Below are 12,172 nucleotides of genomic sequence, written 5' to 3'. Positions count from 1 at the left end.
TGCGGTGCTGGCCGCGGGCCAGGTCTCCGCCGTCGTCGCGGCCGCCCTCGTCGTCGCGCTGCTGCGCGCGCCGGTGCCGTCGGCCGGCGCGCTGGTGTTCGGGCTGCTGGCCGGGGTGGCCAACGGGCTGGCCCTGCTGTCGATGTTCGAGTGCGCGCAGCACCTGCGGCTGTCGGTGATGGCGCCGATCGGCGCGTCGGGGGGTGCGGTTCCCGTCGTGGTCGCCCTCGCCCTCGGGGAGCGCCCGCAGGTGTGGCAGCTGGCCGGCATCCCCCTCGCCCTGCTCGGGGTCGTGCTGGTCGCGGCCGGCCAGTCCGGTGGCTCCGGTGCGGACCCGCCCGGCGGACGGCGCGTGCGGGGGTTGTGGCTGGCGGCGGCGTGGGCGCTGCTCTACGGCGTCTTCCTGAGCCTGTTCGCCGAGGCGGTGGCCCTCGGCGGCACGAGCACGGCCGGCGCGATGTGGGCGGTGCTGACCAGCCGGGCGATGCTGCTGACCACCGTCGTCCTGGTGCCGCTGGCCCGCCGGTCGCCGCTGCGGCTGGCCCGCTCGGCGCTGCCCCTGGTGACCCTCAACGGGCTGCTGATCCTCGGCGGGGTCACCGCGTTCGCGGCGGCCACCTCGGCGGGCCTGGTGAGCGTCGTGTCGGTGCTGGCGACGCTGTCCCCGCTGGTGACGGTGGCGCTGGCCGTCGTCCTGCTGCGGGAGCGGCTGGGCACCGGCCAGCAGGCGGGCCTGGCGACGGCGACCGCGGGCGTGGTGCTGCTCGCCGCCGGCTGACCGGCACCGCGCCCCGGCCGGTCCCGGTCAGCTCGCCAGGATGGCGGCGGTGATCCGCTCCGGGGTCAGCGGCAGGTCGCGGACGCGGACGCCGACGGCGTCGGCGAGGGCGTTGGCCAGGGCGGCGGTCACCGGTCCCCCGGTCACCTCGCCGGCGCCGAGCGGCGGCTCGCCCGGCCGGTCCAGCAGCGTCACGTGCACGCGGGGCACGTCCGGGAAGCGCAGGACCGGGTAGCCGTCCCAGTCCCGGCTGGTGACCGTCCGGTCGTCGACGGACACCTGCTCCAGCAGCGCCCAGCTCGTCGCCTGGATCGCGCCGCCCTCCAGCTGGTTGGCCAACCCGTCGGGGTTGACCACCTGCCCGGCGTCCACGGCGACCCACAGGTCGGTCACCCGCAGCTCGCTGACCGCCTCGACCCGCGCGACGACCGCGCAGTAGCCGCAGAAGCCCTTGTAGCGGGAGTAGCCCACCCCCCACCCCACCGACTCCGCCGGCTGCCGGTCGGCCCACCCCGACCGCTCGGCGACCGCCCGGAGGACGGCGCGGGCCCGTTCGTCGGCCAGCTGCCGCACCCGGTACTCCAGGGGGTCGACCCCGGTCCGGGCCGCCAGCTCGTCCACGGCCGACTCGATCGCGAAGACGTTGACGGTGGCGCCCAGCCCCCGCAGCGCGGAGGTCCGCAGCGGCCCCTCCAGCACGCGGTGCGCGCGGACGTCGAGGTCGGCGACGCGGTACTCGGGGACGGCGTCGCGGGCGTTGCCCCCGCCGGTGGCCAGTGGCGGGTCCGCGGCCGGGTCGGCCGTCTCCGCGGCGGCGAGGCGGGCGCCGAGCAGCCCCGGGCGGCCGTCGGTGCCGGGCCGGCTGAGGTGTCCGTTGCCCCAGGTGCCGGAGGCCCAGGTCGCCAGGTCCCCGCGCTCGTCCACACCGGCCTCGACCGTCACCGCCATCGCCGGCCCGTAGGGCTCCCAGGCGAACTCGTCCTCGCGCGACCACACCACCTGGACCGGCCGGCCCGGCACGGCCCGGGCGAGCAGCGCCGCGTCGCAGGCGACGTCGTCGGCGCTGTTGTGCCCGTAGCAGCCCGAGCCCTCGACGTGCCGGACGACGACGCCGCCCGGGTCCAGGCCCAGTGCGGTGGCGAGCGCCCGCCGCAGGGGGTGGATGCCCTGGCTGGCACACCAGACCTCCAGCCGGTCGCCGTCCCAGCGGGCGACGGCGCAGCCCGGCCCGATCGAGGCGTGGGCGAGGTAGGGGCGGGTGTAGGTGGCCCGCAGCCGAGCGACGACCCGGTCGCCTGCCGCCGGGTCGCGCCGCCGCGCCACCTCGGTGCACTCGGCGTCCTGCCCCACCAGCTCGCCCGGCAGCCACCCGGCCCGGCCGCCGCGGTCGGCCCAGCGGGCGCCGGTCCGCAGCAGCTCGGCCGCGCGCACCGCCTCCTCCTCCCGGGTCGCCACGACGCCGAGGAAGTCGCCCTCCCGGACCACCGCGACCACCGCGGGCAGCTCCCGCACCGGCCCGTCGTCGCACGCGACCAGCCGAGCCGAGGCCGTGGGCGGCCGCACGACCCGGCCGCAGAGCTGACCGGGCAGGGCCAGGTCGTGCACGAACACCGCGGCCCCGGTCAGCTTCGGCGGCAGGTCGACCCGCGGCAGCGGGCGGCCGACGACGGTGTGCCGGGCAGGGTCCTTGACCGGCGCCGTGCCGGACACCGGGACGTCGAGGGCGGCCCGGTCCAGCAGGTCGGCGTAGGTCCCGCAGGGGCGCCCCGCGTCGTCGCGCACCTGCCCGTCGACCACCGTCAGCCGCCCGGCCGGGATGCCGGTGCGGGCCGACGCGGCGTCCAGCGCGCAGGCCCGGACCTCGGCACACACGGCCCGGACCGCGGTCCCGGAGTCCATGACCGACCGGCTCCCGGCGGTCAGCCCCTCGTCGGGTCCGCGGTCGGTGGCCGCGGGCGCCACGACGATCCGCGCCGGGTCGACGTCGAGCTCCTCGGCGGCGATCTGCACCAGCGCCGTGCGGATCCCCTGCCCCAGCTCCACCTTCCCGACCCACAGCAACACGCCGCCGTCGGGCGGGAACTCCAGCCACGAGGACAGGAGGGGGTTCGCGCGCAGGCTGGGCCCGGGTGGATCGGGCACCGTGGCCACGGGGGACGGCGCCGGGCCGCTCACGACGCGCCCGCCCGGCCCGGCAGGGGGCCGAACGCCGGCGGCGGGACCCGGCGGCGCGAGGCCGCCTCGTAGGCCGAGGCGACCTGGAGGACGACGTCCTCCCGGCCGGGCTCGGCCCGGAAGACGAGCGAGAACGGCAACCCCGGCTCGGGCACGGTGCTCGCCCGGTCGGACTCCGTCGGCAGGTACTCGGTGCGGTCGGCGCTGAGCGTGAACACCGGGTCGTGGACGGTCCGGACGTAGCCCGCCGGGACCAGGACCTCGGTCAGCCCGGCGTTGGGCCCGGAGAAGGACTCCGGCCGGAGGTTCTGCGGGGTGCCCGGCTCGATGGCGGAGCCGATCCGCCCCGGGGGCAGCGGGGTGTGCAGCCGGACGAGGACGTCGAGGTGGTTCTCGAGCAGGACCATCATGTCCACCCGCCGCAGCAGCTCGCGGAGCATGACCCGCTCGGGGATGCCCTGCCGCTGGTCGAGCGGGTTGCGCACGTCGCTCACCTCCTCCCAGTTGCGCCACCAGGCCCGCTGGTCGTCGCCCCAGAACTTCGAGCGGGCGTTGAGCGTGGCGAAGTCGACGAGGGTCTCGGTGTGGCCCCGTGCGCGCCAGTCGGCCGCGCGGCGGGTCAGGTACTGGGGGATGTGGAAGCGGAAGGCCATCGCCAGCTCCTGGTCCTGGACCGTGGCGAGGTCCAGGTTCGCCGGCGCGGCGATGCGCTCGTCGGCGAGCTCGACCAGGTAGTCGACCGGCTGCATGCTGCCGGTCCCGAACACCCGCCCGGGCATGAACTCCGTCGGGACGACGGCGGCCGCGACGTCCGCGAACAGCGGCTGCCCGTCCGGACGCAGGCGGAACAGCAGGTCCGGCAGGAAGACCGGCACCAGCCGGGCCAGCGCCCGCCGGAAGTCGGTTCCCATCGGCTCCACGCCGGGGTCCGGCGGCCAGAGCGGGTCGGCGGACTCGACGAGGGTGGCCCCGAGGTGCCGGCCGAGGACCTCCGCGATCTCCGCGGCCGCTCGCGGGGGGATCACCGAGGAGGCGGGGGCGTCCGGGCGGGTGAGCATGGACTCGCGGATGACGCCGATCCGCGTGCCGCGCAGCGCCCCGGCCTCCCCGGTGCGCCGGGCGTGCGGGGCGTAGGCGGGCAGCACGCTGGAGCGCGGCACGGTGGTGTGGGGGTCCCGGGGGTCGTAGTAACCCTCGACGGGGTCGCGGAGCGCGTCGAGGACCCGAGCGGCGTCGTGCAGCGTCCGCGCGAGGACCCCGGTCCGGTCGACGTGGATGTCGGCGCCGATGGCCCCGCCGTCGAAGCCGAGCATCGCCTTGTGCGGGAGGACCAGCGCGACGGCGTTGTGGTTGGCCGGGCCCCGGCACGACGCCCGGGTCTCCTCACCCAGGCTGCACATGACGAGGTTGGCGCTGACCGAGACGCCCGACCCGGAGCTCGAGCCCAGCGACGCCGACCGGGTGGTGTCGTAGGGGTTGGCCGGGTTCCCGGCCCAGGTGCTGCGCTGGTAGCCGAGGGTGGAGGGCAGCACGGCGTCGGGCCGGTGGCGGCCGCCCGGGTCGCCGACCCGGCCGTTGTACTCCGTGCAGATCGCCTTGGCGTAGATGATCGCGCCCTTCGCGCGCAGCTGGGCGACCAGCGCGTGGTCGCGCGCCGGGAAGTCGATGTCGAACCGGGCGTCGGCGCCACCGGTCGTGCGCATGTCCGCGGTGTCGAAGGGGTCCTTGAAGGAGAAGACGACCCCGTACATCGGCATCGCCTCGAGGTCGGGGTCGCGGCCGTACGCGGCGTCGAGCGCGGCGGCCTGCTCCAGCGCGTCGGGTTGCCGGCGGAACAGCTCGCACACCGCCGGCGCGTCCGGGGGCAGCGGCCCGTCGTCGGGGTGGCGGTCGAAGTCGCCGCGGCAGGTGACCGAGCGCTCGCCCCGGATGTTCAGCGTGGCCAGCGCGTTGAGCTGGCCGCCGTCGGGGATCCCGACGATCATCCCGAACTGCTGCTGCACCTCCGGGTCGGAGGCGGTGGCCTCCATCCGGCCGAACTCGAGCGGCGGCCCCTCGTACTTGTCGAGGTCCGGGAGGATCGTCGCGGCCGCGACGGTGTCCGTGGGGAACCGCAGCGGGGCCCCGGCCCGCACGGTGCCGGGAGCGGGGGGCACCGGGGCGCCGTCCGGGGTCACGAGCAGGCTGGCCACGCCGTTGTAGGCGCGGGCCCGGTCGATGTAGTGCTGCACGATCTCGACGCAGGTGGTCTCCCCGGCACGGAGAGCCCGGTGGAGGTCCTCGATCGTCGCCTCCTCCAACCGGAAGGGCCCGCCGGTGGTGTCGTCGGTCATGGGTCGTCCCGTCCGTGGTCGGTGGTGGATGACGCGGGGTCACCGGCGGGCCGGTCGTCGGCGAGCGCGGTGGCGGCCTGCTCCACCGCCCGGAGGACACGGCCGTGGCTGCCGCAGCGGCACAGGTTGCGCTCCAGCGCCCCGGCGACCGCCGGCCGGGCCGGAGCTGCCTCGTCCCGGAGGAGGGCGCACGCGGAGACGAGGATGCCGGAGGTGCAGTACCCGCACTGGGCCGCCTGCAGGTCCAGGAAGGACCGCCGCAGGGCCTGCATGACCGGGTCCTCGGCCAGCCCCTCGACGGTGACGACGTCGTGTCCCTGCGCGGCCTCCACCGGGAGGTCGCACGAGGGCGTCGGGTGCCCGTCGAGCAGGACCATGCAGGCGCCGCACTGAGCCAGCCCGCAGCCGAACCGGGAGCCGCGGAGGCCGAGGTCGTTGCGGAGGAGGTAGAGCAGCGGCGCGTCCCCGCGACAGGTCACCTCCGCCTCCCGGCCGTTCACGCGCAGGCGGAAGGTCGCCTCCGCGGGCGGCCTCCGGGCCGTGGCCCACGCCGGGCGGCTCACCCGAGCACCTCGTCCAGCCAGCCGGCGACCAGTTCGCCGACCGCGGCCTCCTGCCCGGTGTAGAAGTGGTCGCAGTCGGCCAGGATGCGCACGTCGACCGGCCCACCCGCCACCTCGGCGAACCGTTCGGCCGGGTACATCCCGGGGTCCTCCTGGTCGCCCCGCACGAAGAGGACCGGGCAGGTGGTCTTCGCAGCGTTGTCCAGGAGGACGGGGAGGTTCTCCGCCAGGTCCACGAAGGACCCCGCCGTGATCACGTAGAACCAGCCCGGCAGCAGCAGCAGCTCGTCGGGCCGGCCGGCCGCCACCAGGTCGTACGCCTGCCGGGTCAGCTCCGGGAGCCGGTCGCCGGCCAGCAGGCCGAGGGCCGAGCCGCGCCGGAACATCTCCGTGCCGCCCAGGTGCGCCGAGAGCAGGACCAGGGCCGGCGTCTCCGGGTGGTGGACCACGTGCTCGGCCGCGAGCATCCCGCCGTTGCTGTGGCCGATGACCACCGGGGCCGGGTACCCGCGGTCGGCCAGCCACCGGGCGGCGCGCTCGTTGTCCTCGATCGCCTGCGCCGTCGTCTGGTAGGCGTTGCCCTCCGCGACCCGCGTGCGGGCGCTGACGGTGTCGTGGCCGTGCCGGTTGTAGGCCAGCACCGCCAGCCCGGTGCCGGTCAGGTACGGCGGCAGGAACCCCGAGGCGCCGTAGTAGAAGTTCATGCCGTTGCCGTGCATGAGCATCGCAGCCGTCCGCGGGGGGCGGCCGGGAGGCTCGTAGAACAGGCCGTCCAGCGGCGTCCCCGGCGTCGGGATCGACACCAGCTCGGCCAGCGCCGGCGCCGGCCGCGCCCCGGGGGTCACCGGCCCAGCGCGACGGTCCGGCGCTCCTGCGCGGAGCGGGTCAGTGCCTCGATGAGCTCGACGCTGCGCAACCCGTCCACGCCGGACGGGCTGGGGTCCTCCCCGCGGAGGACGGCGTCGGCGAAGGCCTGCACCGTGGCGAGGAAGGCGCCGCTGGTGGAGACGGTCCGCTCGGTGGTGTCGGTGCGGCCGATGACCGTGACGGTGCCGGTCAGGTTCGGCCGGGTGACGTTGCGCCCGAGCACCGTGCCCTCCGTGCCGTGGACGGTGAGGTCCAGCTGCGGGTTGGGCAGCGACTGGTTGGCGTTGACGTAGGCCAGGGCCCCGTTGTCGAACCGCAGCACGGCGAGGGCCAGCGTGTCGACGGAGTAGCCCGGCTCCACGTCCACCACGGCCGTGGCCTCCACCACCTCGGCGTCGAGCAGGTGGCGCAGCAGGTCGTAGGCGTGCACGCCGAAGTTGTTCATCACCCCGACGCCGGCCAGGGAGGGGTCGGTGCGCCAGCTCTTGGGCAGCATCCGTCCTGGGCCGATCTGCAGCTGCGCCAGGCGGACCGGCCCGATCTCCCCGCCGGCCAGCAGCTCCCGGAGGTCGCGCATACCCTCGTGGCGCCGGGTCTGGAAGGTGATGCCGAGGCCGACGCCGGCCTCCCGGCAGGCGGTCACCGCGCGCTCGGCGTCGGCCACCGTCGTCGCCAGGGGCTTGTCACACAGCACGTGCTTGCCGGCCGCCGCGGCCGCGACCACCTGCTCGGCGTGCAGGCCGTTGGGGGTGGCGATGTAGACGGCGTCGACGGCCGGGTCGGCCAGCAGCGCGGCGTAGTCGTCGTAGGCCGACGCGGCGCCGTGCCGGTCCGCGAAGTCGCGGGCCCGGCCCGCATCCCGGCTGACCACCCCGGCCAGCGTGCCGTTGTCCGCGGCGGCCACGGCCGGGGCGATCTCGGTGTCGGCGATCCGGCCGAGGCCGACGATCCCCCAGCCGATCCGGTCTGCGTCGCTCATGTGGGGGCCTCTCCGTCGTCGTCGGCAGTGCGGTGCCGCGGGCCCCGGCGGGGGCCGCGGTCGGGTCGGGGCAGCGCCGTCCCGGGGCCGTCGAGCGCGGCGGCGAGGAACCGGTCGGCGGGCACGCCGCGGATCGCGGCGTCGAGCACCTGGACGGTGTGGGCGACCGGCAGGCGTTCCCCGGTGCGCGCCATCGTGGTGGCGACCTGCATCCAGCACCCGGGGTTCCCGGTCACCATGAGCGCGGCCCCGGTGCTGCGGACGGCGGCGGCCTTGCGCTCGCCCAGCTCCCGGGCGGGCTCGGGGTGCAGCAGGTTGTAGACCCCGGCGCTGCCGCAGCAGATCTCCGCCTCCGGCAGTTCCCGCAGCTCGACGCCGGGGATCCCGCGGAGCAGCCGGCGCGGCTGGTCGCGGACCCCCTGGGCGTGGGCGAGGTGGCAGGCGTCCTGGTAGGCGACGGTGACCGGCAGCGGGTGCCGCGGCGCACGCGGGCCCAGCTCGTCGAGCAGCTCGGTCAGGTCGCGCACCCGCGCCGCCAGCGCCTCGGCCCGGGCGGCCCAGGCGGGGTCGTCGCGCAACTGGTGGGCGTACTCCTTGAGGTTGGACCCGCAGCCCGCCGCGTTGACCACGACGGTGTCCACGCCGGCGTCCTCGAAGGTCGCGATGAGGGAGCGGGCGAAGCGCAGCGCCTGCTCCTCCCGGCCGCCGTGCGCCGACAGGGCGCCGCAGCAGCCCTGCCCGCGCGGGACGACGACCTCGCACCCCTCGGCCGCGAGCACCCGCACCGTCGCGGCGTTGACGTCGGGGAAGAACGTCCCCTGCACGCAGCCGGTCAGCAGGCCGACCGTGCGGCGCCGCGGCCCGACCGCGGGCGTCCGCTCCGGGAGCCGGTGCAGCCGGCCCAGCCGCGGCGCGAGCGACTCCATGGCCTGCAGCGGCGCGGGCAGCCGGGACAGCAGCCCGGTGCGGGCGGCCAGCGCGCCCAGGCGGGAGGCCTGGTAGAGCCGCAGCGGCCCGCGGACCACGCGCAGCCGGCGGGGGTAGGGGAACAGCGCGTAGATGGCGCCGCGGATCGCCCGGTCCCGGGGCGGCCGCTCGGCGCGCCGGTCCAGCTGCGCGCGGGTGGCCTCGATGAGCTTGTCGTACTGGACGCCGGAGGGGCAGGCGGTCACGCAGGCCATGCAGCCCAGGCACTGGTCGAGGTGGCGGATCGCCGAGTCCTCCAGGGGGTCGCCGGCCAGGCCCTGCTTCATGAGGTCGATCCGCCCGCGCGGGCTGTCCATCTCCTCGCCCCAGAGCACGTAGGTGGGGCAGGTCGGCAGGCAGAAGCCGCAGTGCACGCAGTCCCCGGCCAGGTCGGCGTCCGGCGGGTGATGGTCGTCGAAGGCCGGCAGCAGGCCCCGCGGGACGGCCGGGATCCCGAGGGCGACCGGCGCCGGGGCCGTTCCCACCGTCGCCGCGGCCGCGCTGGCCGCGACCGGGCCGCCCTGCCCGATGTCGAGGGGCCGGCGAGCCCCCACCACCTCGGCGGCGGCCTGGTCGGCCGCGCGGACCCGGCCCGTGGCGGCTCCCGGCGGCAGGTCCGCCACCGAGGCCGTGGCGGCCGGGCCGCTGCCCCTCCCCCTCCTGCGCCAGCGCATCTACAGCCCTCCGACGAAGCGTCCCGGCGACATCCGCCGCTCGGGGTCGAACGAGTCCTTGACCCGGCGCATGAGGCCCAGGGCGTCCCCCACCGGACCCCAGTGGTCCACCTCCGCGCGCAGGGCCGGGGGTGCCGAGAGCACCACCGCCGTGCCGTCGTGCGCGCGCAGGCCCTGCCGCAGCCGCGCCAGCGCGCCGACGGCCCCCGCGGCGGGGAGGGCGGCGTAGGCGACCCCGGTGCAGGCAGACGCGGTGACCGCCGTCCCCTCGGGCAGCAGCTCGAGCACGGCGGTGAGCGCGGAGGGCGCGAAGGCCACCCGCAGGCGCAGGTCGGCGTCCCCGCCGGGCCGCCGGCCGAAGCCCTCGCCCGGGGAGTCGTGCTCCTCTCCCCCGCCGAGCAGCTCGACCGCGGCGCGGGCCTGCACCTCCACGGACTCGGGGATCGCTTCGAACAGGACGACGAGCCGGCCCGCGCCCCCGGCGGTCGCCTCGAGCTCCACCGCGGTCGGGGTCAGCGGCGAGGCGGCCAGCCGCCGGGCCAGGACGCCGGCCTCCCGCGCGTCGCCGAGCGGCCGGACGACGACCCGCCGGGCCGGGGGCACCGGGTGCAGCCGCCAGGTCGTCGAGACCACGACGCCCAGGGAGCCGTGCGCGCCGGTGTAGAGCTTGCCGAGGTCGTAGCCCGCGACGTTCTTGACGACCTTGCCGCCCGCGGTGGCGACGGTGCCGTCGGCGAGCACCACGGTGATGCCGATGAGCAGGTCGCGCACGGTGCCGTAGCGGAGCCGGCGGGGACCGGACGCGTTCGCGCTGACCACCCCGCCGAGCGTCGCGCCCTGCTCGGGGGCGTCGACGGCGAGGAACTGGCCGGCCTCGGCCAGCCGCGCCTGCAGCAGCGGCAGCCGCGTCCCCGCCTGCGCGACGACGACCAGGTCACCGGGCGCGTGCTCCACGACCCGGTCCAGGCCGGTGGTGTCGAGGAGCACGTCGCAGGAGGTGGGCGGCGCCGCCCACGACGTCTTGGTGGCTGCGCCGACGGGCACGACCGACCGGCCGTGCGCGGCGGCGTCCCGGAGGACCTCGACCACCTCGGCGACCGAGGACGGGCGCACCACCTCCGCCGGGACGACGCCGGCGACCTCGTCGTCGGCGGTCCCCGGACGCCGGGCGCCGGTCACCACCGGGGACATCAGAAGACCTCCCCCAGCCCCGCGGCCTGCACCGGGTGCTCCCCCGTGCGCACCCCCGGCCGCTCGCCGCACAGCCGGGGCGTCGGGAAGACCTTGCCCGGGTTGGCCAGGCCGTCGGGGTCGAAGGCGCAGCGCACCCGCTGCATCGTGTCGAGGTCCTCGGGGCTGAACTGCACCGACATCTTCATCCGCTTCTCGTGGCCGACGCCGTGCTCCCCGGTGATCGAGCCGCCCTCGGCCACGCAGAGGTCGAGGATGGCGCCGGCCAGCTCCTCGGCGTCGTGCGCCTGCCCCTCGACGCGGTCGTCGAAGAGCACGAGCGGGTGCAGGTTGCCGTCCCCGGCGTGGAAGACGTTGGCGACCCGCAGCCCGGCCTCGTCGGCCAGCCGGTCGATCCGCTCGAGCACCTGGGGCAGCCGGGTGCGCGGGATGACGCCGTCCTGGACGAAGTAGGCGGGGCTGATCCGCCCCACGGCGGCGAACGCGGACTTGCGGCCCCGCCACATGAGCGCGCGCTCGGCGTCGTCCGCGGCGATGCGGGTCTCGAAGGAGTGGTGGGCCCGCACGATCGACTCGACCTGGCGGAACTGCGCCTCCACCTCCACCCGCGGCCCGTCGAGCTCGATGACCAGCACCGCCACCGCCCCGGGCGGGTAGCCGCAGTGGACGGCGGCCTCGGCGGCCTCGATGGCGAGCGCGTCCATCATCTCCACCGCGGCCGGGACGATCCCGGCCGCGACGATGTCGCTGACCGCGCCGCCGGCGTCCTCGACGCTGGAGAAGGCCACGAGCATGGTCTGCACCGCCTCGGGCACCCGGATCAGCCGGAGGGTCACCTCGGTGGCCACGCCGAGGGTCCCCTCGCTGCCGACGAACACGCCCAGCAGGTCGTAGCCGGGGTGCTCGGGGGCGGTGCCGCCCAGGTGGACGACCTCCCCGTCGGGGAGCACCACCTCGGCACCGGTCACGTGGTTGACCGTGAAGCCGTACTTCAGGCAGTGCGCGCCACCGGAGTTCTCCGCGACGTTGCCGCCGATCGAGCACACCTGCTGCGAGGACGGGTCCGGCGCGTACGCCAGCGAGTGCGGCGCGGCCTCGCGGGTCACCCACAGGTTGATGACGCCGGGCTCGACGACCGCCCGCTGGTCGTCGGGGTCCACCGACCGGATGGCCCGCAGGCGGGACAGCACCAGCAGGACGCCGTCGGCGACCGGCAGCGCGCCGCCGGACAGGCCCGTCCCGGAGCCGCGCGCGACGAACGGGATCCCCGCCCGCGCGCACAGCCGCACGGTGTCGACGACGTGCTGCCGGGTCTCGGCGAGCACCACCACCGCCGGCGTCACGCGGAAGTTGGCCAGCCCGTCGCACTCGTAGGTGCGCAGCTGCGCCCGGTCGGTGAGCACCCGCTCGCGCCCGACGGCGGCGACCAGGTCGCCCACCAGGTCGCGGACCCGGTCGCCGGTGACCTCGGTGGGAGCGGTCATGGCTTCTCCTCCGTCCGGGTGCTCGGGCAACGGTCGGCGGCCGGACCGGGGGGGGGGGGGGGGGGGGGGGGGGGGGGGGGGGGGGCCGGCGGGGGGGGGGGGGGGGGGGGGGGGGGGGGGGGGGGGGGGGGGGGGGGGGGGGGGGGGGGGGGGGGGGGGGGG

At 76.8% G+C, this 12,172-nt stretch carries 9 protein-coding genes; 1 reads left to right on the top strand and 8 read right to left on the bottom strand.

Annotated elements, in window-relative coordinates; translation table 11 throughout:
• Positions 1-4 precede the first annotated feature (4 nt).
• Positions 5-778, top strand: coding sequence for a hypothetical protein (locus ACI79C_RS23825; RefSeq protein ID WP_456948177.1), 774 nt, complete (start codon positions 5-7; stop codon positions 776-778).
• Between the two features lie 27 nt (positions 779-805).
• Here ACI79C_RS23825 and ACI79C_RS23820 read toward each other — a convergent pair whose 3' ends face one another.
• Genes ACI79C_RS23820 through ACI79C_RS23785 form a run of 8 tightly spaced genes read right to left on the bottom strand, consistent with a single transcriptional unit; the run spans position 806 to position 12,010 of the window.
• A complete protein-coding gene (locus ACI79C_RS23820; protein WP_456948176.1) occupies positions 806-2,920 on the bottom strand; it encodes a molybdopterin cofactor-binding domain-containing protein in 2,115 nt (704 codons plus the stop codon).
• Positions 2,921-2,949: 29 nt separating this feature from the next.
• Positions 2,950-5,286 carry an amidase family protein gene (locus ACI79C_RS23815; RefSeq protein ID WP_456948175.1) on the bottom strand — a complete coding sequence of 779 codons (2,337 nt, stop codon included), beginning with the start codon at positions 5,284-5,286 and terminating at the stop codon, positions 2,950-2,952.
• A complete protein-coding gene (locus ACI79C_RS23810; protein WP_456948174.1) occupies positions 5,283-5,849 on the bottom strand; it encodes a (2Fe-2S)-binding protein in 567 nt (188 codons plus the stop codon). Before ACI79C_RS23810 ends, ACI79C_RS23815 begins: the two co-directional genes overlap by 4 nt.
• Positions 5,846-6,694 carry an alpha/beta hydrolase family protein gene (locus tag ACI79C_RS23805; protein WP_456948173.1) on the bottom strand — a complete coding sequence of 283 codons (849 nt, stop codon included), beginning with the start codon at positions 6,692-6,694 and terminating at the stop codon, positions 5,846-5,848. The genes ACI79C_RS23810 and ACI79C_RS23805 overlap by 4 nt, the downstream gene beginning before the upstream one ends.
• Positions 6,691-7,695, bottom strand: coding sequence for a Gfo/Idh/MocA family protein (locus ACI79C_RS23800; protein ID WP_456948172.1), 1,005 nt, complete (start codon positions 7,693-7,695; stop codon positions 6,691-6,693). The genes ACI79C_RS23805 and ACI79C_RS23800 overlap by 4 nt, the downstream gene beginning before the upstream one ends.
• The gene (locus ACI79C_RS23795) at positions 7,692-9,284 is read right to left on the bottom strand and encodes a (Fe-S)-binding protein (RefSeq protein WP_456948171.1); all 1,593 of its coding nucleotides are present in this window, start codon (positions 9,282-9,284) and stop codon (positions 7,692-7,694) included. The genes ACI79C_RS23800 and ACI79C_RS23795 overlap by 4 nt, the downstream gene beginning before the upstream one ends.
• A gap of 51 nt (positions 9,285-9,335) precedes the next feature.
• Positions 9,336-10,526 (bottom strand): FAD-binding oxidoreductase, encoded by a 1,191-nt coding sequence (locus ACI79C_RS23790; protein WP_456948170.1) that lies wholly within the window; start codon positions 10,524-10,526, stop codon positions 9,336-9,338.
• The gene (locus tag ACI79C_RS23785; RefSeq protein ID WP_456948169.1) at positions 10,526-12,010 is read right to left on the bottom strand and encodes an FAD-linked oxidase C-terminal domain-containing protein; all 1,485 of its coding nucleotides are present in this window, start codon (positions 12,008-12,010) and stop codon (positions 10,526-10,528) included. The genes ACI79C_RS23790 and ACI79C_RS23785 overlap by 1 nt, the downstream gene beginning before the upstream one ends.
• Positions 12,011-12,172: the final 162 nt, after the last annotated feature.

This window comes from Geodermatophilus sp. SYSU D00697 (genome assembly GCF_054050175.1).
The sequence above is the reverse complement of the archived record's forward strand: the minus strand, read 5'-3'. Positions and strand labels throughout refer to the sequence as shown.